General features: G+C 68.2%; 22 protein-coding genes. 18 read left to right on the top strand and 4 right to left on the bottom strand.

Translation table 11 applies throughout. From position 1 onward, the window contains the following. Positions 1-33: 33 nt before the first annotated feature. Positions 34-909, bottom strand: a complete 876-nt coding sequence (locus tag DIE22_RS03545) for a LysR family transcriptional regulator (protein ID WP_124604538.1) — start codon at positions 907-909, stop codon at positions 34-36. A 93-nt stretch (positions 910-1,002) separates the two neighbouring features. On the opposite strand from DIE22_RS03545, the gene DIE22_RS03540 reads away from it, so the two are divergent. The 6 genes from DIE22_RS03540 to DIE22_RS03515 all read left to right on the top strand — a co-directional run bounded on the left by DIE22_RS03540 (position 1,003) and on the right by DIE22_RS03515 (position 5,505). Next, positions 1,003-1,239, top strand: a complete 237-nt coding sequence (locus tag DIE22_RS03540) for a hypothetical protein (protein WP_260426603.1) — start codon at positions 1,003-1,005, stop codon at positions 1,237-1,239. Between the two features lie 197 nt (positions 1,240-1,436). Beyond that, on the top strand, positions 1,437-2,516 hold the full coding sequence (locus DIE22_RS03535; protein WP_124604536.1) for a serine hydrolase: 1,080 nt from the start codon (positions 1,437-1,439) through the stop codon (positions 2,514-2,516). A gap of 46 nt (positions 2,517-2,562) precedes the next feature. Next, complete coding sequence (locus DIE22_RS03530; protein ID WP_124604535.1) at positions 2,563-2,799, top strand: hypothetical protein; 237 nt, start codon at positions 2,563-2,565, stop codon at positions 2,797-2,799. 165 nt (positions 2,800-2,964) lie between these two features. Further along, on the top strand, positions 2,965-3,420 hold the full coding sequence (locus tag DIE22_RS03525) for a MarR family winged helix-turn-helix transcriptional regulator (RefSeq protein ID WP_124496414.1): 456 nt from the start codon (positions 2,965-2,967) through the stop codon (positions 3,418-3,420). Positions 3,421-3,490: 70 nt separating this feature from the next. Further along, positions 3,491-4,054, top strand: a complete 564-nt coding sequence (locus DIE22_RS03520) for an isochorismatase family protein (protein ID WP_124604534.1) — start codon at positions 3,491-3,493, stop codon at positions 4,052-4,054. 20 nt (positions 4,055-4,074) lie between these two features. Continuing rightward, a complete protein-coding gene (locus DIE22_RS03515; RefSeq protein ID WP_124604533.1) occupies positions 4,075-5,505 on the top strand; it encodes a DHA2 family efflux MFS transporter permease subunit in 1,431 nt (476 codons plus the stop codon). A 31-nt stretch (positions 5,506-5,536) separates the two neighbouring features. Here the strand turns inward: DIE22_RS03515 and DIE22_RS38630 are convergent, their stop codons facing one another. After that, complete coding sequence (locus DIE22_RS38630) at positions 5,537-6,196, bottom strand: hypothetical protein (RefSeq protein ID WP_260426602.1); 660 nt, start codon at positions 6,194-6,196, stop codon at positions 5,537-5,539. Positions 6,197-6,239: 43 nt separating this feature from the next. On the opposite strand from DIE22_RS38630, the gene DIE22_RS03505 reads away from it, so the two are divergent. Further along, positions 6,240-7,481: a mechanosensitive ion channel family protein gene (locus DIE22_RS03505; RefSeq protein WP_124604532.1), complete on the top strand. Its 1,242-nt coding sequence runs from the start codon at positions 6,240-6,242 to the stop codon at positions 7,479-7,481. Between the two features lie 67 nt (positions 7,482-7,548). On the opposite strand, the gene DIE22_RS03500 is transcribed toward DIE22_RS03505, so the two are convergent. Next, positions 7,549-8,970: a PLP-dependent aminotransferase family protein gene (locus DIE22_RS03500; protein ID WP_124497781.1), complete on the bottom strand. Its 1,422-nt coding sequence runs from the start codon at positions 8,968-8,970 to the stop codon at positions 7,549-7,551. A 155-nt stretch (positions 8,971-9,125) separates the two neighbouring features. On the opposite strand from DIE22_RS03500, the gene DIE22_RS03490 reads away from it, so the two are divergent. The 4 genes from DIE22_RS03490 (at position 9,126) to DIE22_RS03470 (ending at position 14,768) form a co-directional block, all read left to right on the top strand. After that, positions 9,126-11,450 (top strand): FdhF/YdeP family oxidoreductase, encoded by a 2,325-nt coding sequence (locus tag DIE22_RS03490; RefSeq protein WP_124497783.1) that lies wholly within the window; start codon positions 9,126-9,128, stop codon positions 11,448-11,450. Positions 11,451-11,462: 12 nt separating this feature from the next. Further along, a complete protein-coding gene (locus DIE22_RS03485; protein WP_124497784.1) occupies positions 11,463-12,383 on the top strand; it encodes a bestrophin family protein in 921 nt (306 codons plus the stop codon). Between the two features lie 325 nt (positions 12,384-12,708). After that, a complete protein-coding gene (locus DIE22_RS03475; RefSeq protein ID WP_124497913.1) occupies positions 12,709-13,041 on the top strand; it encodes a sugar ABC transporter ATPase in 333 nt (110 codons plus the stop codon). Positions 13,042-13,178: 137 nt separating this feature from the next. Then, positions 13,179-14,768: an ABC transporter substrate-binding protein gene (locus DIE22_RS03470; protein WP_124497785.1), complete on the top strand. Its 1,590-nt coding sequence runs from the start codon at positions 13,179-13,181 to the stop codon at positions 14,766-14,768. Positions 14,769-14,844: 76 nt separating this feature from the next. On the opposite strand, the gene DIE22_RS03465 is transcribed toward DIE22_RS03470, so the two are convergent. After that, positions 14,845-15,816, bottom strand: coding sequence for an Nramp family divalent metal transporter (locus DIE22_RS03465; RefSeq protein ID WP_409364631.1), 972 nt, complete (start codon positions 15,814-15,816; stop codon positions 14,845-14,847). A gap of 84 nt (positions 15,817-15,900) precedes the next feature. Here DIE22_RS03465 and sapR point away from each other — a divergent pair, with 84 nt between their 5' ends. The 7 genes from sapR to DIE22_RS03430 all read left to right on the top strand — a co-directional run bounded on the left by sapR (position 15,901) and on the right by DIE22_RS03430 (position 22,781). After that, the gene (sapR, locus tag DIE22_RS03460; RefSeq protein ID WP_124497786.1) at positions 15,901-16,782 is read left to right on the top strand and encodes a sap1 transcriptional regulator SapR; all 882 of its coding nucleotides are present in this window, start codon (positions 15,901-15,903) and stop codon (positions 16,780-16,782) included. 17 nt (positions 16,783-16,799) lie between these two features. Continuing rightward, positions 16,800-17,363 (top strand): D-alanyl-D-alanine dipeptidase, encoded by a 564-nt coding sequence (gene ddpX / locus DIE22_RS03455; RefSeq protein ID WP_124497787.1) that lies wholly within the window; start codon positions 16,800-16,802, stop codon positions 17,361-17,363. A 65-nt stretch (positions 17,364-17,428) separates the two neighbouring features. After that, the gene (locus DIE22_RS03450) at positions 17,429-19,030 is read left to right on the top strand and encodes an ABC transporter substrate-binding protein (RefSeq protein WP_124497788.1); all 1,602 of its coding nucleotides are present in this window, start codon (positions 17,429-17,431) and stop codon (positions 19,028-19,030) included. A 10-nt stretch (positions 19,031-19,040) separates the two neighbouring features. After that, complete coding sequence (locus DIE22_RS03445) at positions 19,041-20,111, top strand: ABC transporter permease (RefSeq protein ID WP_124497789.1); 1,071 nt, start codon at positions 19,041-19,043, stop codon at positions 20,109-20,111. Between the two features lie 66 nt (positions 20,112-20,177). Then, positions 20,178-21,092: a nickel transporter permease gene (gene nikC / locus DIE22_RS03440; protein ID WP_124497790.1), complete on the top strand. Its 915-nt coding sequence runs from the start codon at positions 20,178-20,180 to the stop codon at positions 21,090-21,092. A 1-nt stretch (position 21,093) separates the two neighbouring features. After that, on the top strand, positions 21,094-22,008 hold the full coding sequence (locus DIE22_RS03435) for an ABC transporter ATP-binding protein (protein WP_124497791.1): 915 nt from the start codon (positions 21,094-21,096) through the stop codon (positions 22,006-22,008). Then, on the top strand, positions 22,005-22,781 hold the full coding sequence (locus tag DIE22_RS03430; RefSeq protein WP_124497792.1) for an ABC transporter ATP-binding protein: 777 nt from the start codon (positions 22,005-22,007) through the stop codon (positions 22,779-22,781). The genes DIE22_RS03435 and DIE22_RS03430 overlap by 4 nt, the downstream gene beginning before the upstream one ends. Positions 22,782-22,882: the final 101 nt, after the last annotated feature.

The following is a 22,882-nucleotide window of genomic DNA, read 5'->3' as shown; positions in this document are numbered from 1 at the left end:
GGAAGGCTGCAATCGCGGACACTATACGCCGCGTCATGCGCCCTTGAGCGCCGCGCGCATGAACGACACGAAACGCGTGGTCACGGGATCGTCGCGGCCGGACAGCCACGCGAGCCCGACGCGCCATTTCGCGTCCCTGCCGTCGAGCGGCAGGACGGTCGCGTCGCGCAGCAGGTACTGCGCGCGCGACGGAATGAACGCGACGCCAACCCCGGCCGCGACCGACGTGAGCACCGATTGCACGTCCTCCGCCTGCTGCGTGACCTGCGGCACGAAGCGCCGCTCGACACACCACCGGTCGATCTGTGCGGCGAGCCCGGGGCCGCGTGCGCGCTGCAGCGCGATGAAGCCGATCTCGTTGAGCACGTCGAGATCGGCCGGCACGCGCTTGAAGCCGAGATGCGGCGGCACCGCGAGCGCGAGCCCCTCGTCGATCACCTTGAACGACGACAGCCCTTCATCGGACGGCAAACGCAGGAAACCGGCGTCGAGCTTGCCGGCGCGCAGCCGGCGTGTCTGTTCGGACGACGACAGGTCGCTCAGCGTGACCGCGATACCCGGATTGCGGCGCCGGAACTCCGCGACGAGTTTCGGCACGAGCGTCAGCACGGACAGGCAGATGCCTAGCCGCAGATGCCCGCGTTGTCCGCTGGTCGCCTCCCGCGCACGCGCGAGGATCTCGTCCGCATCGCGCACGAGCGCCTGTGCGTCGGGCAGGAAGCGTTCGCCGAACGGCGTCAGCTCCGCACCGTGGCGCCCGCGCTCGAACAGCTTGCCGCCGAGGCTCGCCTCGAGCGCACCGATCTGCTTGCTCAGCGCCGGCTGGCTCATGTGCAGCACGTCGGCCGCGCGGCTGAAATGGCTGAGCTCGGTGACCGTCAGGAAGGTTCGCAGCAGTTTCAATTCCATTCTTTAAAGGAATCATATCGATCGAAACATTCATTTTACTGATCGAACGGCATGACGTTCAATACGGACATGCCCCTCCCGGAATTCACTGTCATGCCCTTTGATCATGCGGCCGAGTGCCTGACCGATATGTCGTGCGACACGGTGGTCGCCGGCGAAAGCGGTGCCGAGTCCGACGCGCCGGTGCCCGAACGTCGTGCCGCGCGCGTCGACGGACGCAGCCGCCGCTTCCGCTTCGGCGATGCGCTGGACGACGCGCCGCCGCGCGCCGTCACGGGTTCGATCGCACTCAGCTTCGCGGTCGTGTCGCGGCGGAACTGGCCGCGCTGAGCCTTCGTCTCAAGCGCATTCCGTCGAATGCGCACCTTCGACGATCCGCAAAAAAACAGCAGGAATCCGCCCGCATCACGCACCATTGCGCACACATCGATCGTCATCGCCACGCGATCGACCTTATAATTTCCCGCACCCGCTGACCGCCCACGCGTTTCGCGCCGCCGCAACGCGCGTGAAAAGGAGACTTTCGCTTGACCGGCCTCATCGCGCGCCTGCCTCGCGCCCGGACCACCCTGATCATCGCCCTCTCGTTCCTGACACTCGCGTTCGCAACGAACGCGTCCGCGCAGCGCGCGCAGCCGCATCGCACCGCGTCGCCGCAAGCGCATGCGAACGTCGTCAAGAAGAAGCCCGCCCACCGCAAGAACAAGGCCGTCAAGCACCGCCGCCCGCGCGTCAAGCATCATGCGGTCAGGCATCGCGCGGCACCCGCGCCGCAGCACCGGCGCGCGAAACGCACGGACGCGGTTCGCCCGCGCCCCGCCGCGGAGCCGCGCCTGCTCGCGAGCTGCGGCTACAGCCCGCGCGCGGTGCGCTCGCTGCACTCACGCGCGGCCTACGTGCTCGACGTCGACTCCGGCACGCCGCTGCTGGCGCGCAACGCACGCACCGTGCGGCCGATCGCGTCGATCTCGAAGCTGATGACCGCCGTCGTCGCGCGCGACGCGGACCGGCCGCTGAACGGCGTGCTGCGCGTCACCTCACGTGATCGCGATACGATCAAGTTCACCGGTTCGCGGCTGCCGATCGGCGCCGAACTGTCGCGCCGCCAGATGTTCCATATCGCGCTGATGTCGTCGGAGAATCGCGCGGCCGCCGCGCTGAGCCGCGACTATCCGGGCGGGCGCGCCGCGTTCGTGAAGGCGATGAACCGCGAAGCGCGCCGGCTCGGGATGCGTCATACGCATTTCCGCGAACCGACCGGGCTGTCGCCGCACAACGTGTCGACCGCCGAGGATCTCGCGCGGCTCGTCGGCGCGGCCGCGCAGGATCCGCTGATCCGCTATTTCTCGACGGACACGTCGACCACCGTGCAGGCCGGTGACGGCGAACTGCTGTATGTGAACTCCGATCCGCTCGTCCGCCATGGCCGCCTGCCGATCCGGCTGCAGAAAACCGGCTTCATCAACGAATCGGGGCACGGCGTCGTGATGCGCATGCGCGTGAACGGCCGCCGCGAAACGGTCGTGCTGCTCGGCGCACCGACGCGCGCCGGCGTGTCGAGCGACGCGCTGAAGATCCATCGCTGGCTGGCCTGCTCGATCCAGTAAACCCGACGCGCGCGGCCGGCGCGCTCATCGACGAAGGAGCGAAGCCATGCAGGACGAATACCGTTTCAACGCGTTCGGACGCCCGCTCGCCGTCGTGCGTACGAACGGCCGCTGGGCGGTGTTCGATCTCGGCACCGAAGGCAAGCGGCGGCCGGCCAACCTGCAGATTCCGCCCGCGCTCGCCGCGGACGAACTCGCGCAATATCTCGGCGACCTGCTGCACGAGGATGCATCGCCGACGTACAACGACGTCGTGCGGGTTCCGTCGCCGCGCCGCGCGTAGCGCCCCGCCGCACACCGCCGGCATCTCGCAAGCCGGCGGTTGCGCGCCACCGGCAGCTGTTCCGCTCACCCGATCGCACCGACGAACCGACTAACCGACGAGTCGCACGTCGCACATCACCGCCCAACTAGACAGTTAAACTTGCAAGCTTAGCTGTCATATTCTATGATCCTCCGCATGACACCACCCCGCACATCCGGCGTTTCCGCCGACACCGTCGCCGCCGATCTGACCCTCGCGGTCGGTCAACTGATCCGCCGGCTGCGCTCCGAGATCGAGTCCGAAGGGCTCGGCATGTCGCAGATGAGCGCGCTCGCGCGGCTCGAACGACAGGGCCCGATGACGACCGCCGATCTCGCCCGCGCGGAGGCGATGAAGCCGCAGTCGATGAAGGCGATTCTCGCGAGCCTCGAGGAAGACGGGCTCGTCGAACGTGAGCCGCACCCGACCGACGGCCGCCAGATCCTGTTCCTGCTGACCGCGGCCGGCCTGGAAGCACAGCGCAAGCGCAACACCGCAAAGCACAAGTGGCTCGGCGCCGCGATCGGGCAGCTCGACCCCGAAGACATCCGCACGCTCGCTGCCGCGATTCCGCTGATCCGGCGCATCGGAGAGCAATGACCTCCGCCGGCGTGCGATGCGGCATCCACGCGCACGCTTCCCTTTGCCCAATTCACGGAGCATCGACACCATGAGCCCAACCCGTCTCGACACCCGCACGGCGCTCGTCGTCATTGACCTGCAAAAAGGCATCGTCGCACTGCCCACTTCCCACCCGGTCGCTCCGGTGGTCGAGCGCACGCGCGCACTGCTCGACGCATTCCGCGGCCGCGGCCTGCCGGTCGTACTCGTCAATGTCGACGGCGGCGCGCCGGGCCGTACGCACAAGCAAGCGCGCCTGGATGCCCTTCCCGCCGACTGGGCCGACCTCGTGCCCGAACTGAACCGCCAGCCGGGCGACCACGCCGTGACGAAGCAAACCTGGGGCGCGTTCACCGGCACCGATCTCGACGCCTACCTGAAAGCGGCCGGTGTCACGCAGATCGTGCTGACCGGCATCGCGACCAGCATCGGCGTCGAATCGACGGCCCGGCAGGCGCACGAACTCGGCTACAACGTGACGCTCGCGGTAGACGCGATGACCGACCTCGACGCGGACGCGCACACGAACAGCGTCGAACGGCTGTTCCCGCGTCTCGGCGAGACGGGTTCGACGCAAGAGATCCTCGCGCTGCTCGACCGGTGCGGCGCGTGAGCGACAAGTGCGCTCGGCGGATGCCTGGCCCTGCGGCCGGCCGGCTCGATCCGTCGATCTGGAAAGTCTGCGCGGTCGCGACGCTCGGCTCGCTGCTGTCGCAGCTCGACGCGACGATCGTCAACGTGTCGCTGTCGAGCCTCGCGACCGACCTGCACGCGAGCCTGTCGACGATCCAGTGGGTGACGAGCGGCTACCTGCTCGCGCTCACGCTGGTGTTGCCGCTGAACGGCTGGCTGGTCGACCGCATCGGCGCGAAGGCGCTGTACCTGTGGAGTCTGTCCGGGTTCACGCTGACGTCGGCGCTGTGCGGGTTTGCGTGGTCCGCGCCGTCGCTGATCGCGTTCCGCGTGCTGCAAGGCGTCAGCGGCGGGCTGCTCGCGCCGATGGCGCAGATGATGATCGCACGCGTGGCCGGCCAGCAGATGGCGCGCGTGATCGGCTATGCGGCGGTGCCCGTGCTGATCGCGCCGATCCTGGGCCCGGTCGTCGCCGGCGCGATCCTGCAGCACGCGTCGTGGCGCTGGCTCTTTCTCGTGAACCTGCCGGTCGGCGCGCTGGCGCTCGCGCTGGCCGCGTGGTTCCTGCCCGGCGACCGCGAGGAAACGCAGCGGCGCGAGCTCGACTGGGTCGGCCTCGCGCTGCTGTCACCCGCGCTCGTGCTGTTCCTGTACGGCGCGGAGCGGATCAACGCCGTGCCGGGTATTGCCGCGATCGCGGTTTCCGTGCTGCTGCTCGCTGCGTTCCTGCGCGTCGCGCGGCGCCAGGGCGAGCATGCGCTGATCGACCTCGCGCTGTTTCGCTCGCGCGTGTTCGGCGCGGCCGCCGCCACCCAGTTCCTGTCGAACGGCGCGATCTACGCGGGCCAGATGCTGATTCCCGTGTTCCTGATCGAAGCGTGCGGCCGCTCGCCCGGCGAGATGGGCTGGCTGCTGGCGCCGCTCGGGCTCGGCATGCTCGTCACCTTTCCGTCGATGGGTGCGCTGACGAGCCGGTTCGGCGTGCGCCGGCTGGCCGCCGCCGGCGCGATGCTCGCGTTCGTCGCGACGCTGCCGTTCGTGTATCTCGCGCTGGCCGGCTTCGATCCCTGCGTGCTGGTGCCCGCACTGTTTCTGCGCGGGATGGGCCAGAGCGCGATCGGCGCCCCGTCGATTTCCGCCGCGTATGCGTCGGTCGAGCGGCGCAACCTGCCGATGGCGACGACGTCGCTCAATATCGTCGCGCGTCTCGGCGGCCCGACGTTCACCACGACGTGCACGCTGTTTCTCGCGTGGCGGCTGCAGGTCGAATCGGCAACGACGAGCGGCTCGCACGGGGCCGCGTATGCATGGGCGTTCGGCCTGCTTTGCGCGCTGCATGCGGCGAGCGTCGTGACGACGCTGCGGCTGCCGCGATGGTCCAGCAGCGCGGGCGAACGGCCGACAGGAGCCGCGCGGGTCGGTTCGCGCTGAATGGCGCGCCTGCGCCGCGCGCGCAGCGTCGCTATCGCAACCACATCGGCACGATCGACGCCGCGAGCAGGACGCCCAACCCGGCATTCACGCAACGCCACTGCCGCTCCGTGCGCAGCACGCGCGCGAACAGCACGCCGATCCGGCGCGCGTGCAGCGCCTGGACGAGATCGGTGATCGTGCGCGCGGCCGAGTAATCGAGATCGGTGATCGCGCCCGCATCGACGACGAACCAGCACAGCGGAACCGGCGACGCATCGACGAGCTCGTCACGGCCGGCATGCCGGCTATGCGCGCATAGCCGAGCACCTGAGGGATATCCATCGACGCAAGCGAGATGCCGGCGAACGCGTCGCGGATCGCCGCGGCCCGGCGAATCGGCAGAACGCCCTTCAGCAGCGGTACACGTGACGGCAGGCTTTCGTTGGAATCTTGCATGCGTAAATGCGTGAAATGCGTGGATGACGTGAATGACGGGGAAACGGGATGCGCAAAGCCGTTCGTGCATCGTGCCCCGAGCGGGCATTGCGTGGCAAGTGCACAGTGTGTTGCGCGGCATGAACACGAGGAATGTCCACGCAACGGTGAGGATGTTCGGGAGCCGTGCGTCACGCATTCGCGGCATCCGGCCGGAACCCGATGGCACAATCACGGTCCCTTTCATGTGCCCTTCACCGGGCGCGCGCCGCATCGCGGCGCAGATTCAACGCACGAGAAGGACCCTGCCTGCCCTTATGACCCTGAACGAATCCTGGTTTGCGCCGCTCGTCGGCCTCCTCATCCTGCTCGCCGCCGCCGGCGCGATCACGGCCGCCGTCCATTTCCTGCTGTTTCGCGTGGTCGCGCGCCTCGCGCGGCTGTCGGCCACCCGCATCGACGACGCGCTGTTCGAGTTCGGCGCATTCAGGTGGCTGAACCGCATCGTCCCGTTCGTCGTGATCAAGCTCGGGCTCGCCGCGGTGCCCGGCATCCCGGCCGTGGCCGCGCAAGCCGCCGACAAGGTGCTGTTCGCGCTGACCGTATTCCTGTTGTCGATGACGATCAGCGCGACGCTGTCCGCGCTCGAACACACGCATCGCACGAGCCATCGCGACCAGCCGCGCCTGTCGCTGAAAGGCGCGATGCAGCTCGTCAAGCTGGTGATGTTCATCACGGCCGCGCTGGTCGTGATCGGCGACGCGACCGGCAAGCAGATCGGGCTACTGCTGTCGGGCATCGGCGCGATGTCGGCGGTGCTGATGCTGATCTTCAAGGACACGCTGCTCGGCCTCGTCGCCGGCGTGCAGCTGTCGTCGAACGACATGCTGCGGATCGGCGACTGGATCACGATGCCGTCGGCCGGCGCGGACGGCACCGTCATCGACATCACGCTGAACACGGTCAAGGTCGCGAACTTCGATCACACGATCATCACGGTGCCGACGTGGAAGCTGATCACCGAGAGCTACCAGAACTGGCGCGGGATGACCGAAGCCGGCGGGCGCCGCATCAAGCGCGCGCTGTTCGTCGACGCGACGAGCGTGCGCTTTCTCGGCAACGACGAGATCGAACGGCTCGAACGCCTGACGCTGCTGAAGGACTACCTGGAAGACAAGGTCGACGCGATCGCGCAATGGAACGGCACGCTCGGCGCGGCCGGCGAATGCCCGGCGAACCGCCGCCAGTTGACGAATCTCGGCACGTTCCGCGCGTACGTCGCGAACTACCTGAAGGGCCATCCGCGCATCCGCCGCGACATGACGTGCATGGCGCGCCAGCTGCCGCTGACCGCCGAAGGCATTCCGCTCGAACTGTACTGCTTCACCGACACGACGTCCTGGGTCGACTACGAGACGATCCAGGCCGACCTGTTCGATCACCTGATCGCGGTGCTGCCTGAATTCGGGCTGCGCGTGTACCAGCACCCGTCGGGCTTCGACATGCGGCGGATGGCCGGCACGGCGCAAGCCGAGCTGCAGGCGCCGCACGCGCGGTAATGCTACCCGCGGCGGCCTGCGACGGGCCGCCGCCCGCAGCCGCGTATCGCGGCGCGCGCGGCGCCGCTCACCGCCCCGCGCACTCGGACGCGAGCCGCCCCAGCACCTTCAACGCGTCCTCGATCTGCCGCGACCACGGATAGCTGTAGTTGAGCCGGATGAAATGCCGGTAATCGGCGCTCGCCGAGAACATGTGGCCGGGCCCGACCGTGATCCCTTGCGCGAGCGCGAGCGCATACAGCTTCATCGCATCGACCCGCGACGGCAGCTCGACCCACAGCACGTACCCGCCCTGCGGCTGCGACAGCCGCGTGCCTTCCGGGAAGAAACGCCGCACCATCGCGCTCATCAGGCTCGCCTGCTGCGCGTACTGCTTGCGCATCCGCCGCAGGTGAAAATCGTAGCCGTCGTGCTTCAGGTATTCGGCGATCGCGAGCTGCTCGATCGCGGGCGTCGCGAGCGTGTTCAGGAATTTCAGCTTCTCGACCTGGTCGCGGTAGCGGCCCGGCATCGCCCAGCCGATCCGGTAGCGCGGCGACAGGCTCTTCGTGAACGACGCGCAATGCAGCACGAGCCCGTCGCGGTCGTACGACTTCAGCGCGCTCGGCGTCGCGTCGCCGAAATGCAGTTCGTGATAGACGTCGTTCTCGATCGCGGGCACGCCGTGCTTCGCGAGCAGCTCGACGAGCGCGCGCTTGCGCGCATCGGGCATCTGGAAGCCGAGCGGATTCTGGAAATTCGGCATCACCATGCACGCGGCGATACGCTCGCGCCCGAGGATCCGTTCGAGCGCGTCGAGATCGATGCCGTCGCCCGGATGCGTCGCCACCTCCAGCGCACGCATGCCCATCCGCTCGATCGCGTGCAGCATCGCGTAGAACGTCGGCGACTCGACGGCGATCGTGTCGCCCGGCCGCGCGACGGCCTGCAGGCACAGGTTGATCGCCTCGGTCGCGCCGATCGTCATCACGATCTCGCCCGGCTCGACCGCGATCCCGCGCTCCGCATAGCGGCGCGCGATCTGGCGGATCAACTCCTGGTTGCCGGGCGGCAGATCGTCGATCACGCCCCAGCGCGTGCGGCGGCGGCCGATCGCCTGCGCGTAGCGCGCGAGGCGCTGCACCGGGAACTGCGACGCATCGGGATACGGCGAGCCGAGCGGCACCGCGTCGTCGCGCGCGATCGAGCGCAGCGTCGACAGCACGAGCCGGCTCACGTCCACGGCCGACGGCTCGGCGGCCGGCGCCGACACGTGCAGCTCGGCCTCGGCCGGCGCCGACGCGCGCGCCCGCACGAAGTAGCCCGATTGCGGCCGGCTCTCGATCAGGCCGCGGCTCTCCAGCACGAGATACGCGCGCAGCACGGTCGTGACGCTGAGCTGCTGCTGCCGGCTCGCCTGCCGCACCGACGGAATCCGCTCGCCGGGCCGGTACACGCCACGCTCGATCTGCGCCTGCAGATCGTCGGCCAGTTGTTCGTAACGCTTCACGCGCCTCCCTTTCAACTTCCCTTCAACAACACAGTTGCGATCCGCACTGCCTGGATGGCCGCAACTGTACTCTTTTTTGAAGTGACCAGGTGTACATACAGCCGGGCGAGCGCGCCGCGTACTCTGCACGCATCGACCCCGACACCCGCTGCACCATGAAAAAGAAATCCGCCACCGCGCGCATCGAACCGTATCACCACCCGGCCGCCGGCTGGGGCGCGCTGAAAGCCGTCGCGATCAACCTGATCAAGGAAAAGGTCACCGGCGGCAACTACCGCACGCTGCTGCGCCAGAACCAGCCGGACGGCTTCGACTGCCCGGGCTGCGCGTGGCCCGACCGCCAGCACGCATCGACGTTCGAATTCTGCGAGAACGGCGTGAAGGCCGTGGCCGCCGAAGCGACGAGCAAGCGCGTGACGCCCGAATTCTTCGCCGCGCATACGGTCACCGAGCTGCTCGAACAGTCGGATTTCGCGCTCGAACAGCACGGCCGCCTGACCGATCCGATGGTGTACGACGCGCGGACCGACCGCTACGTGCCGATCGCCTGGGACGACGCGTTCGAACTGATCGCGCGCCACCTGCGTGCACTGCCGGACCCGAACCAGGCCGCGTTCTACACGTCCGGCCGCGCGAGCAACGAGGCGGCGTTCCTCTACCAGCTGCTGGTGCGGCGGTACGGCACGAACAACTTCCCCGACTGCTCGAACATGTGCCACGAGGCGACGAGCCGCGGGCTGCCTGTGTCGGTCGGCGTCGGCAAGGGCACCGTCACGCTCGACGATTTCGAGCATGCGGACATGCTGCTGATCTTCGGCCAGAACCCGGCCACCAACCATCCGCGAATGATGGGCGAGCTGCGCGAATGCGCGAAGCGTGGCGCGACGATCGTGTCGATCAACCCGCTGAAGGAACGCGGGCTCGAGCGCTTCGCCGATCCGCAAAGCCCGCTCGAGATGCTGACGATGTCGGGCACGAAGATCGCATCGACGTTCGTCCAGCCGACGATCGGCGGCGATTTCGCGCTGATCAAGGGGATGGCGAAGCGCGTGCTCGAACTCGACGATGCCGCGCGCGCCGCCGGTGCGCCGCGCGTGCTCGACACCGCGTTCATCGGCGAGCACACGACCGGCTTCGACGCATTCGCCGACGACCTGCGCAACGAGAGCTGGTCGGCGCTGACGGCCGAAAGCGGCGTGCCGTACGAGCAGATCGACGGCCTCGCGCAGCGCTATGCGCGCAGCGAGCATGTGATCGCGACGTGGGGGATGGGCATCACGCAGCACAAGCATTCGGTCGCGACCGTGCAGATGCTGACGAACCTGATGCTGATGCGCGGCAACATCGGCCGGCCCGGCGCGGGCCTGTGCCCGGTGCGCGGCCACTCGAACGTGCAGGGCAACCGCACCGTGGGCATCGAGGAAAAGCCGTCGCAGGCGTTCCTCGACCGGCTCGGCCACGTGTTCGGCTTCGAGCCGCCGCGCCACCACGGCTACGACGTCGTCGAGACGATCGAAGGGATGCGCGAAGGCCACGTGAAGGTGCTGATCGGTCTCGGCGGCAACTTCGCGATGGCGACGCCCGACACGCCGCGCACGTGGGAAGGCATGCGCCGCTGCGATCTTTCCGTGCACATCACGACGAAGCTGAACCGCAGCCACCTGATCCACGGCCGCGATGCGCTGATCCTGCCGACGCTCGGCCGCACCGAGATCGACCTGCAGGACAACGTGCCGCAAGGCGTGACGGTCGAGGACTCGATGAGCATGGTCCACGTGTCGTACGGGATGAACCAGCCGGCTTCCTCGAACCTGATGTCGGAGCCGGCGATCGTCGCGCACATGGGCCACGCGCTGTTCGGCAGCGGCGAGATCGACTGGCTCGCGTACAAGGACGACTACGCGACGATCCGCGATGCGATCGAAGCGACCGTCGACGGCTTCCACGACTACAACGCGCGCATCGCGCGGCCCGGCGGCTTCCACCTGCGTGTCGCGTCGCGCGACCGCGAATGGCTGACGCCGACGGGCAAGGCAAACTTCATCGCGCACGCGCTGCCGACCGACACGCCGATCCAGCGCGCCCGCGCGCTGCACGGCGAGCGCCTGATGACGCTGATGACGACGCGCTCGCACGACCAGTACAACACGACCGTCTACGGGCTCGACGACCGCTATCGCGGCGTGTTCGGCCAGCGCCGCGTGGTGTTCGTCAACCGCGACGACCTCGCGATGCTCGGCCTGCAGGCCGGCGACCGGGTCGACCTGGAAACCGTGTGGCACGACGGCATCGCGCGGCGCGCGGACGGCTTCCTGCTCGTCGAATACGACATCCCGCGCGGCTGCATCGGCGCGTACTACCCGGAAACGAACCCGCTGGTGCCGCTCGACAGCGTCGGCGACGTGTGCAACACACCGACGTCGAAGTCGGTGCCGGTCCTGCTGCATCGCGCGGCCGCGCCGGCGGCGTCTGTCGCCTGACGGAGCGCGGCGATGATCGTTCGGCCGCGCGAGCACTGGCTGCGGATGCTGCTCGTCTGGAACGGGTCGGTGCTGCCGACCATCCTGCCGCAACTCGTGCTGACGCTCGCGATCAGCCTCGTCGCGGTGTGGGGCGGCGGCCGCGTGCTCGGCGAGAAGGTGCCGCTGAACCCGACGCCGTTCACGCTGATCGGCCTCACGCTCGCGATCTTCGCGGGGTTTCGCAACAACGCGAGCTACGAACGCTACCGCGAGGGCCGGCAGCTGTGGGGCGGCGTGCTGACCGCCACGCGCACGCTGGTGTCGCAGACGCTCTGCTACGGCGCGATCGACGACGACCACGCTGCGCGGCGGGCGTTCGTGCGCAAGGTCGTCGCGTTCGTCCATGCGCTGAAGCACCAACTGCGCGGCACCGATCCGGCGGCGGACCTGCGCGCGCTGCTCGACGGCGCTACCCATGCGCGCATCGTCGCCGCCCGGTTTGCACCGATCGCGATCGTCCATGAACTGCGCGAAGCATTCGCCGCACGCGCCGACGCGGGCCGCCTCGCCGATACGCGACTGTGGATGCTCGACGCGCGCCTCGACAAACTCGTGTCGATGGTGAGCGGCTGCGAACGCATCGCATCGACGCCGATCCCGTTCTCGTACGACGTGCTGCTGCACCGGACCATCTACGCGTACTGCGTGCTGCTGCCGTTCGGCCTCGTCGACTCGATCGGCGCGGCGACGCCGTTCGTCACCGTGTTCGTCGCCTATACGCTGATCGCGCTCGACGCAATTGCCCATGCGATCGCCGAGCCGTTCGGCGACGGGCCGAACCACCTCGCACTCGATGCGATGACGCGGACGATCGAGCGCACGCTGCTCGAACTGAACCGCGAGCCGCTGCCGGATGACGTGAAGCCCGGCCCGGCGTATCGGCTCACCTGAGTCCGACTCCAACGCGTCGGTCGATTCGCAGGCGGCCGTGATGGGACTGAACGACATTTTCTCGTGTCGGCGATCATCTTCATTGCGATCATTCCGCCGATCCTGGTCACCAAGCCGTCGCGCTCGTGCGCCAGCGGGCGCCTGTTGTTGTATCGAATCGTTTCAGCAGGCCGTACGCGTCAAGTGCCGCGGGTATACTCCGACGTCATCCGCCACCCGCATCGACCGCCAAAATCGGCACGGTTCCGGCGGTTTCGTCGCGAAGCTCCGCGTTTCGCGTACCCCGCGCCCCAGCCTCGACACGAGACACACGACGATTCCGATCATGAAACGATTCCTGCTGCTCCTTCCCGCCGCCCTGCTCGCCGCCTGCGGTTCCGCACCCTCGACCGACTCGGCCGCGTCCGGCTCGGCGCCGATGATCTACGTGTCGTCGGCGCGCCCGGCCCACGCGATCGCCAACTGCCTCGACAGCCGCCTGTCCGGCACCGAGCAGTCGCAGCACAATGGCGTGACCGACATCACCGTCGGGTCGCGCTCGTACTTCGTCACGCTCACGCCGTCGGGCCACGGTTCGGTCGTCAAGGTCGTGCGCGGCTCGGGCAGCGAGCCGGCCGAGGAAGCGATGCGCTTCGCGATCGCGCGCTGCGTGATCTGAGCGCCGCCGCCGCCGGGCGCCCCCGCCCTGCCCGCAAGCCGCACCGCGGGCGCCGTCATGCGCGCCCTTCGAATATTTTCATCCGGGCCGCGGTCGATGAGAGAATCGCACCACGATTCCTTTCTCATGGAGCCCGCATGAAGCATCTGCTGTCCCGGTTGTTCGTCAGCGCCACGCTCGTCGCCCTCGTTCCGGCGCTGCCGGCGCAGGCCGCGACGCCGCCCGGCATTTTCGTCGTCGCCACCCAGCTCGGCGAATTCACGACCCTCGATCCGAGCGAAATCTACGAGCTCGTGCCGTCCGAGTACGTCGCAAACACCTACGAACGGCTCGTGCGGGTCGACCTGAAGGACCCGACGCGCTTCGACGGGCAGATCGCGCAATCGTGGTCGGTCGGCGCCGACGGCATCACCTACACGTTCAAGCTGCGCCCGGGCCTCGCCTTCCATTCCGGCAACCCGGTCACCGCCGACGACGTCGCGTGGTCGCTGCAGCGCACCACCCTGCTCGACAAGGGCCCGGCCGGCGTGCTCGCCGATCTCGGCCTCACGAAGGCGAACGTGATGCAGAAGGTGCGCGCGGTCGACCCGCAGACCTTCGTGCTCGAAACCGACCGCAAGTACGCACCGAGCTTCGTGCTCAACGTGCTGAGCGCATGCCCGGCGTCGGTCCTGGACAAGAAGCTGCTGATGTCGCACCAGCAGGGCAACGATTTCGGCAGCGGCTGGCTGAAAACCAACGACGCGGGCTCGGGCCCGTACCAGCTCGTCAAGTGGACGCCGAACGAAAGCATCGTGCTGCAGCGTTTCGACAAGTACCGCACGCCGTACCCGATGAAACGCGTCGTGCTGCGCCACGTGCCCGAGGCATCCGCGCAGCGGCTGCTGCTGGAAAACGGCGACGCCGACGCCGCGCGCAACCTGAGTCCCGACAGCCTCGCCGCGCTGACCAAGGCCGGCAAGATCAAGGTCGCGTCGTGGCCCGTGTCCGCGCTGCTGTACCTGAGCCTGAACACCAGGAACCCGAACCTCGCGAAACCCGACGTGCAGCAGGCGATGAAGTGGCTCGTCGACTACGACGGCATCCAGCACAACATCGTCAGCACCACCTACAAGGTGCACGAGACCTTCCTGCCCGAAGGCTTCCTCGGCACGCTGAATTCGAACCCGTACAAGCAGAACGTCGCGAAGGCGAAGGCGCTGCTCGCGAAGGCCGGCCTGCCGAACGGCTTCGACGTGACGATGGACATGCCGAACGACTATCCGTACATCGAGATCGCGCAGGCGCTGCAGGCGAACTTCGCGCAGGGCGGCATCCGCGTGAAGCTGATCCCGGGCGATGCGAAGCAGGCGATCGGCAAATACCGCGCGCGCCAGCACGACATCTTCATCGGCGAATGGTCGCCCGACTACATGGACCCGAACAGCAACGCGCGCGGGTTCGCATGGAATCCTGACAATTCCGACCAGTCGAAGACGAAGATGCTCGCGTGGCGCAACAGCTGGGACATTCCGCAGCTGACGAAGGACACCGAGGCCGCGCTCGTCGAGCCGTCGCCCGCGAAGCGCGCGCAGCGCTACGAGTCGCTGCAGAAGTCCGTGCTCGCGAATTCGCCGTTCATCATCATGTTCGAGAAGGTCGTGCAGGTCGCGACGCGCCCCGGCACGACCGGGCCGGAGATCGGGCCGATCAACGATCTCGTTTCCTACCGGACGTTGAAAAAGTAGGTTTGCGACACCGCCCGCGCGGCCGATCCGGGCTGCCGCGCGGGCGTCGTCGTCCCGCATGCCCTCCGGCCGCCGTTCAGCTGAGCGCCGCCCACACCAGATACGCGTTCAGCCCGACGATCAAGACCGTCGCCGCGCCCGCGACGATCCGCAGCGGCATGCGCATCGCGTAGTGCCCCATCACGTCCCCGCGCGCCGACAGCATCAGCAGCGCGATCATCGGCATCGGCAGCACGAAACTCAGCACGACCTGGCTCGCGATCATCGCGCGTGTGACGTCGCAGCCGAGCGCGACCACCGCGAACGCGGGCGCGATCGTCACCGCGCGCCGCACCCAGACCGGCAGGCGGCGCCGGATGAAGCCCTGCATCACGAGTTGCCCGGCCATCGTGCCGACCACCGAACTCGACACGCCCGAGGTCAGCAGCGCGACGAGAAACAGCACGCCGGCCGCCGGCCCGAGCACCGGGATCAGCGTGTGATACGCGTCGCCGATGTCGGTCATGCCGGGCGCGCTCGCATGGAACGCCGACGACGCCATCATCACCATCGCGAGATTCACGAACCCCGCCAGGCCAAGCGCGACGACGACCTCGCGGTTCGAGAACCGCATGAGCCGGCGCCGCTCCGTGTCGTCGCGCGGCGCGATGCGATCCTGCGTGAGGCCCGAATGCAGATACAGCGTATGCGGCATGATCGTCGCGCCGATGATTCCCACGGCGATCGTCAGCGCCGCATGATCGGGAATCTGCGGGACGATCAGATGGAACGCAGCCGCGTGCCAGTCCTGCGGCGCGATCAGCAGCTCGCCGAGATAGCACGCACCGATCACGCCGACCAGCGCCGCGATCGCGGCTTCCAGCGGCCGGAAGCCGCGCTTCTCGAGCGCGAGGATCGCGCTGGTCGCGAGCGCACAGGCATAAACGCAAATTATTCCTGTCAGAGATAACCAAAAAATATGTCTGCCACGAATAATTTGCCGCTGCCGTACATCGCTCCGCTGTCGTTGGGCATGCCAGTTCGACCCTATCACCTTCCGCCAAGCCATAGTTTTTATCTGCTGGCGCGAATGATTTTGGCTTTGTCAGATGGATGACATCGAATCATCCAATGACAAACATCTAACAGCCGGATGACCTGCGCGTTCGCCCATACCGTCGAATCCCGCTTTGCCGAGCTGACGCCGACCGCGAAGCGCATCGCGAGCTACATGCTCGCGAACCTCGACCGGCTCGGGCTCGAAACGGCCGACCAGATCGCGCAGCAGGCCGGCACCAGCGGCATCTCGGTCGGGCGCTTCCTGCGCAGCATCGGCTACCGGAATCTCGACGACCTGAAACGCGAGCTGCGCGGCGGCAGCGACCGCCCGTGGATGATCACCGATCGCCTCGACGAATATCGCCGCAGCACGGGCACAGACACGACCGCCAGCGACAGCAGCCGCAGCGACGGCACGCTTGCATCGTCGCTCGATCGCGAGCTCGACGCGATCCGCCACGTGTACCGGCTCGCCGAAGAACCGGTGTTCGCGCAGGTCGCGGACCGGATCGCGCATGCCGATGCCGTGTTCATCCTCGGCATCCAGTCGACCCGCGGCATCAGCAACGCGTTCAGCAGTTATCTCGAATACCTGCGCCCGCGCGTGTTCTATTCCGACGGCCAGTCGGGCTCGTACGTCGATTCGCTGAATTCCGAGTTCGAGCGGCCGTACTGCATCGTCACCGACACGCGCGCCTATTCGCGCAGCGCGCGCCGCTATTGCCAGGCGGCCGCCGAGCGCGGCCAGCCGTTCGCGCTGGTCACCGATCTCTATTGCCCGTGGGCGCGCGAATGGCCGGCCGACCTGCTGCAGGTGAAGACCGACGTCGGGCAGTTCTGGGATTCGCTCTCGCCGCTCACCTGCCTGTTCAACCTGCTGATCACCGCCGTGGTCGACCGCCTCGGTCCCGCGATCGACCGGCGCGTCGCGCGCAACCGCGAGCTGCAGCGCACGTTCGACCAATTCGAATCCTGAGCGAACCCGGACCGCCGATGAACCGCCACCGCCTCGTCGAAATCACGCCCGCCACGCATCACGTCGAGATCGATCTCGTCTATGCGACCGAGCGCAACCTGACCGGCAAGCCGATCTACCGCCACGCGCACTGCCTGCTGCTCGAGCCGGCCGAAGCCGCGCTGCGCCGCGCGGTCGACGTCGCCGCCCAGGCCGGCTTCACGCTGCGCATCTACGACGCGTACCGGCCGCCGCAGGCGCAGCAGGTGCTGTGGGATTTCCTGCCCGATCCGAACTTCGTCGCCGATCTCGGCCGCGGCTCGAACCACAGCCGCGGCACCGCGCTCGACCTGACGCTTGTCGACGCGAACGGCGAGCCGCTCGACATGGGCACCGCTTTCGACGAGATGGTGGCCGCGTCAGGCCACTTCCACGCGGGGCTGCCCGAAGCCGTGCAGCGCAACCGGCTGCTGCTGCTCGGCGTGATGCATGCGGCCGGTTTCGCGCATATCGACAGCGAGTGGTGGCACTACGAGCTGCCCGGTTCGCGCGCGTTGCCGCAGATCGACAACGCCGCGAGCGGCCCGTGGCGGCTGATGTAACGACGATGCATGTTCCCCTCACCGTTCACGTTCAACGACTTCAACGACAGATGGAGAAGCGCCCCATGAAACCCCTGACCTCCCGGCTCGTCGCGGCGCTGGCCGCCGCGTCCGTTCTCGCCGCCGTTCCGCTTCGCGCCGCACACGCTGAAACGCCGAAGGACATGTTCGTGATGGCCACGCTGCTCGACGAATTCACGACGCTCGATCCCGGCGAGATCTACGAGCTGGTGCCGGAGGAATACGTCGCGAACACATACGACCGGCTCGTGCGCGTCGACCTGCGCGATCCGTCGAAATTCAACGGCGATGTCGCGCAGTCGTGGACGGTGAGCCCCGACGGGCTGACCTATACGTTCAAGCTGCGCCCGGGTCTCAAGTTCCACTCGGGCAACCCGCTGACGGCCGACGACGTCGCATGGTCGATCCAGCGCGCGGTGCTGCTCGACAAGGGGCCGGCCGCCGTGCTGACGGGCATCGGCCTCACGAAGGCGAACGTCGCGGCGAACGTGAAGAAGCTCGACGACCAGACGGTGTCGATCACGACCGACCACAAGTACGCGCCGACCTTCGTGCTGAACGTGCTCGGCTCGTGGCCCGCGTCGGTGGTCGACAAGAAGCTGCTGCTGTCGCACCAGCAGGGCAACGACTTCGGCAACGCATGGCTGAAGACCAACGAGGCCGGCTCCGGCGCGTACAGGCTGGTCAAGTGGAGCGCCGGCGACAGCCTCGTGCTGCAGCGCTTCGACGGCTACCGGCTGCCGCTCGCGATGAAGCGCATCGTGCTGCGCCATGTGCCCGAAGCGGCGAGCCAGCGCCTGCTGCTGGAAAACGGCGACGTCGACGCGGCGCGCGACCTGAGCCCCGACGATCTCGCGGCGGTCGTGAAATCCGGCAAGGCGAAGGTCGCGGCATCGCCGCAGGCGACGCTGCTGTATCTCGGCCTGAACACGAAGAACCCGACGCTCGCGAAGCCCGAGGTGCAGGAAGCGCTGAAGTGGCTGATCGACTATTCGGGCATCCAGGCCAACGTCGTGAAGACGACCTACAAGGTGCACCAGACCTTCCTGCCCGAAGGCTTCCTCGGCACGCTGAAGTCGAACCCGTACAAGCTCGACGTCGCGAAGGCGAAGGCGCTGCTCGCGAAGGCCGGCGTGCCGAACGGCTTCCCGGTGACGATGGACGTGCGCAACGACTATCCGTACACGGAGATCGCGCAGGCCGTGCAGGCGAACTTCGCGCAGGCCGGCGTCAAGGTGCAGCTGATCCCCGGCGACAACAAGCAGACGCTCGCGAAATACCGCGCGCGCCAGCACGACATCTACATCGGCGAATGGTCGGCGGACTACATCGACCCGCACAGCAACGCGCAGGGTTTTGCATGGAACCCCGACAATTCCGACAAGTCGAGCTATAAAATGCTGGCCTGGCGCAACAGCTGGGACATCCCGCAACTGACGAAGGAGACCGACGCCGCACTCGCCGAGCCGACCGCCGCGCAGCGCGCGCAACGGTATCAGGCGATGCAGAAGGACATGCTCGCACGCTCGCCGTTCGCGATCATGTTCGAGAAAGTCGCGCAGGTCGCGACGCGGCCCGGCGTGAGCGGGCTCGACGTCGGGCCGATCAACGATCTCGTGTCGTACCGTAACCTGAAGAAGCCGTAAGATTCACCGCATGTCGACTCCCGCCTCCTCCCTCGAAGCACTGCGCACGCTGCCCGCGCGGCGCCCGGCCGTGCGCTGGGCACTGCGCGTGCTGCGCTGGGCGCTCACGCTCGCCGTCACGTTCACGGGCCTGCTCGCGCTGACGTTCGTGATCGGCCGCAAGGTGCCGATCGATCCCGTGCTCGCGATCCTCGGCGATCGCGCGTCGGCCGAGGCGTATGCGGCCGAGCGCATCGCGCTCGGTCTCGACAAGCCGCTCGTCACGCAATTCCTGATCTATGCGCGCGACGTGCTGCACGGCAATCTCGGCATGTCGCTGCTGACGTCGAACCCGGTGCTCGACGACATCCGGCGCGTCTTCCCCGCCACGCTCGAACTCGCGACGATCGCGACCTTGATCGGCATCGCGATCGGCGTGCCGCTCGGCGTCGCGGCCGCAGTGAAGCACAACCGGCCGATCGACCACATCGCGCGCTTCGTCGGACTGATCGGCAGTTCGGTGCCGGTGTTCTGGCTCGGCCTGATGGGGCTGCTGCTGTTCTATGCGCGGCTGCACTGGGTCGGCGGCCCCGGCCGGCTCGATCCCGTGTACGACGGCATGGTCGACCCGCGCACGGGCAGCCTGCTGATCGACTCGGCGCTCGCGGGCGAGTGGGACGTGTTCCGCAACGCGGTGTCGCACATCGCGCTGCCGGCCGCGATCCTCGGCTACTACTCGGTCGCCTACCTGAGCCGGATGACGCGCTCGTTCATGCTCGACCAGCTGAGCCAGGAATACATCGTCACCGCGCGCGCGAAGGGCCTGTCCGAGCGCCGCGTGATCTGGCGGCATGCGTTCGGCAACATCGCGGTGCCGCTCCTGACCGTGATCGCGCTCACGTACAGCAACCTGCTCGAAGGCTCGGTGCTCACCGAGATCGTGTTCGCGTGGCCGGGGCTCGGCTCGTACCTGACGGGCGCGCTGCTGAACGCCGACATGAACGCGGTGCTCGGCGCGACGCTCGTGATCGGCGCGATGTTCATCACCGTCAACCTGCTGACCGACGCGCTGTACCGCGTGTTCGATCCGCGTGCGCGCTGAGGGCCGCGTCGACATGAGCGCATCCACCCTGCTTCTTTCCCCGTCCATGCCGAAGGCCGTCCGAACATGAATGCCGAGCGTCTCACGCTGCGCGCGTGGCTTCTTTCCGATGCACCCGCGTCGCGCTCGCAGGCCGCGTTCGGCCTCGCGTACCGCCGCTGGCGCCGCTTCGCGGTCAATCCGCTCAACCTGTTCGGGCTCGCGATCCTGGTCGCGCTGATCGTCGTCGCAATCGTCGGCCCGCTGATCATGCCGCACGATCCGCTGCGCCAGGTGCTGTCCGACCGTCTGCTGCCGCCCGGCTCGGCATCGCACTGGCTCGGCACCGACCAGCTCGGCCGCGACATCCTCTCGCGGCTGATCGGCGGCTCGCGCCTCACGCTCGGCATCGCGCTGCTCGTCGTCGTGATCGTCGTGCCGATCGGTCTCCTGATCGGCACGACGGCCGGCTATTGCGGCGGCTTCGTCGACAGCGTGCTGATGCGCATCACCGACATCGCGCTCGCATTCCCGAAGATCGTGCTCGCGCTCGCGTTCGCGGCCGCGCTCGGGCCCGGCGTGATCAACGCGGTCGTCGCGATCTCGATCACCGCGTGGCCCGCGTATGCGCGGCTCGCGCGCGCGGAGACGATCCGCATCGCGCAGGCCGACTACATCCATGCGGCGCGGCTGCAAGGCGCCTCGGGCCCGCGGATCCTGCTGCGCTACATCGTGCCGCTGTGCATGTCGTCGGTGATCGTGCGCGCGACGCTCGACATGGCCGGCATCATCCTGACCGTCGCGGGCCTCGGCTTCCTCGGCCTCGGCGCGCAGCCGCCGAGCCCCGAATGGGGCTTCATGGTCGCGTCCGGCCGCAACGTGCTGCTCGACGCGTGGTGGGTCGCGACGCTGCCCGGCGCGGCGATCCTGCTCGTCAGCCTCGCGTTCAACCTGCTCGGCGACGGGCTGCGCGACGTCTTCGATCCGCGTCATGGAGCGTGACATGCCACTGAATTCCGTCAACGCCGCCGCGCCGCTCTGCGAGATCGACGGCCTGAAGATCGGGTTTCGCGGTCACGACGGCGTCGTGTCCGACGCGGTGCGCGACCTGTCGCTGACGCTCGCGCCCGGCGAGCGGCTCGGCATCGTCGGCGAATCAGGCTCCGGCAAGTCGCTGACAGGCCGTGCGCTGCTCGGCCTGCTGCCCGAGGCCGCGCGCTGGTCGGCCCGCACGATGCGCTTCGCGGGCCACGACCTGCTCGCGATGTCGGCGAGCGAGCGCCGGCGCCTGTGCGGCAGCCAGATGGGAATGATCCTGCAGGATCCGAAGTATTCGCTGAACCCGGTGATGACTGTCGCGAAGCAGATGGGCGAGGCGTTCCGGCTGCACGAGCCGGGGTTGCGCGGCCGCGCGCTGCGCGAGCGGATCGTCGATGCGCTCGCGGCCGTGCAGATTCGCGATCCGGCGCGCGTCGCCGATGCGTATCCGCACGAACTGTCGGGCGGCATGGGCCAGCGTGTGATGATCGCGATGATGGTGTCGACCGGTCCGCGCCTGCTGATCGCCGACGAACCGACGTCCGCGCTCGACGTCGCGGTGTCGATGCAGGTGCTCGCGGTGCTCGATGCGATGATCGCGCGACACGGCACGGGCCTGATGTTCATCAGCCACGACCTGCCGCTCGTGATGTCGTTCTGCGATCGCGTCGCGGTGATGTATGCCGGCCGCGTCGTCGAAACCTGCGCCGCGCGCGACCTGCGCGATGCGACGCATCCGTACACGCGCGGGCTGCTCGCGGCGAATCCGCCGCTCGCGAACCCGCCCGACGAACTGCCGGTGCTGCGGCGCGATCCGGCGTGGCTCGACGCCGCTTCGCCCGCGCCGTCATCGAACCCACCCCGGGAGGCCGCACGATGATCGACGTCGATCACGCCTCGATCCGTTTTCCGACCCGCACGGGCCATGTCGACGCCGTGCGCGATGCGAGCTTCGCGGTGCGCGACGGCGAGGTGTTCGGGCTCGTCGGCGAGTCGGGCTCCGGCAAGTCGACGCTGCTGCGCGCGCTGACCGGCCTCGTGCCGCTCGCCGGCGGCAGCCTGTCGATCGACGGACGGCCGGTCGGCGGCACGCCCGACCGCGCATTCCGCCGTCACGTGCAGATGGTGTTCCAGGATCCGTACGCGTCGCTGCATCCGCGCTTCACGGTCGACCAGACACTGCGCGAGCCGCTGTCGATTCACGGCATCGACGACGCCGACGCGCGCATCGCCCGCGCGCTGTCCGAAGTCGGGCTCGGCCCGGCGTTCCGCTTCCGCTATCCGCACCAGCTGTCGGGCGGCCAGCGCCAGCGGGTCGCGATCGCGCGCGCGCTGATCGTCGAGCCGCGCGTGCTGCTGCTCGACGAGCCGACCTCCGCGCTCGACGTGTCGGTGCAGGCCGAGATCCTGAACCTGCTGCGCCGCCTGCATCGCGAACGCAACCTGACGATGATCCTCGTGAGCCACAACCTCGCGGTGATCGGCTTCCTGTGCCAGCGCGTCGCGGTCATGCAGCACGGCGAGATCGTCGAACAGCTGCGGATCGAGGACGTGCGCGCCGGACAGGTCGCACGCGACTACACGCGCACGCTGCTGCGCGCGACCGAAGGCTATCGCCGCCTCGACCCGGCGATCGACGCGCCGGCGGCCTGACCCGCGGCGCACAACGAGATTGCAGCCGCGCGATCGCGCGAGCCTTCCCGGCATGACGTGATCGCGCGGCACGACATGCCGAGCGCCCTCGCCCACCACCC

Origin of the sequence: Burkholderia sp. Bp9142, from assembly GCF_003853415.1 — a bacterium.
Classification (GTDB): Bacteria; Pseudomonadota; Gammaproteobacteria; order Burkholderiales; family Burkholderiaceae; genus Burkholderia.
The sequence above is the reverse complement of the archived record's forward strand: the minus strand, read 5'-3'. Positions and strand labels throughout refer to the sequence as shown.

Coding starts and splice junctions, on each gene's coding strand:
- sapR (WP_124497786.1), top strand. CDS start 15,901: ATGACCTGCGCGTTCGCCCATACCGTCGAATCCCGCTTTGCCGAGCTG.
- ddpX (WP_124497787.1), top strand. CDS start 16,800: ATGAACCGCCACCGCCTCGTCGAAATCACGCCCGCCACGCATCACGTC.
- DIE22_RS03505 (WP_124604532.1), top strand. CDS start 6,240: ATGACCCTGAACGAATCCTGGTTTGCGCCGCTCGTCGGCCTCCTCATC.
- DIE22_RS03545 (WP_124604538.1), bottom strand. CDS start 909: ATGGAATTGAAACTGCTGCGAACCTTCCTGACGGTCACCGAGCTCAGC.
- nikC (WP_124497790.1), top strand. CDS start 20,178: ATGAATGCCGAGCGTCTCACGCTGCGCGCGTGGCTTCTTTCCGATGCA.
- DIE22_RS03450 (WP_124497788.1), top strand. CDS start 17,429: ATGAAACCCCTGACCTCCCGGCTCGTCGCGGCGCTGGCCGCCGCGTCC.
- DIE22_RS03540 (WP_260426603.1), top strand. CDS start 1,003: ATGCCCTTTGATCATGCGGCCGAGTGCCTGACCGATATGTCGTGCGAC.
- DIE22_RS03445 (WP_124497789.1), top strand. CDS start 19,041: ATGTCGACTCCCGCCTCCTCCCTCGAAGCACTGCGCACGCTGCCCGCG.
- DIE22_RS03520 (WP_124604534.1), top strand. CDS start 3,491: ATGAGCCCAACCCGTCTCGACACCCGCACGGCGCTCGTCGTCATTGAC.
- DIE22_RS38630 (WP_260426602.1), bottom strand. CDS start 6,196: ATGCGGCGCGCGCCCGGTGAAGGGCACATGAAAGGGACCGTGATTGTG.
- DIE22_RS03490 (WP_124497783.1), top strand. CDS start 9,126: ATGAAAAAGAAATCCGCCACCGCGCGCATCGAACCGTATCACCACCCG.
- DIE22_RS03515 (WP_124604533.1), top strand. CDS start 4,075: ATGCCTGGCCCTGCGGCCGGCCGGCTCGATCCGTCGATCTGGAAAGTC.
- DIE22_RS03485 (WP_124497784.1), top strand. CDS start 11,463: ATGATCGTTCGGCCGCGCGAGCACTGGCTGCGGATGCTGCTCGTCTGG.
- DIE22_RS03465 (WP_409364631.1), bottom strand. CDS start 15,816: ATGGCTTGGCGGAAGGTGATAGGGTCGAACTGGCATGCCCAACGACAG.
- DIE22_RS03470 (WP_124497785.1), top strand. CDS start 13,179: ATGAAGCATCTGCTGTCCCGGTTGTTCGTCAGCGCCACGCTCGTCGCC.
- DIE22_RS03525 (WP_124496414.1), top strand. CDS start 2,965: ATGATCCTCCGCATGACACCACCCCGCACATCCGGCGTTTCCGCCGAC.
- DIE22_RS03435 (WP_124497791.1), top strand. CDS start 21,094: ATGCCACTGAATTCCGTCAACGCCGCCGCGCCGCTCTGCGAGATCGAC.
- DIE22_RS03530 (WP_124604535.1), top strand. CDS start 2,563: ATGCAGGACGAATACCGTTTCAACGCGTTCGGACGCCCGCTCGCCGTC.
- DIE22_RS03430 (WP_124497792.1), top strand. CDS start 22,005: ATGATCGACGTCGATCACGCCTCGATCCGTTTTCCGACCCGCACGGGC.
- DIE22_RS03475 (WP_124497913.1), top strand. CDS start 12,709: ATGAAACGATTCCTGCTGCTCCTTCCCGCCGCCCTGCTCGCCGCCTGC.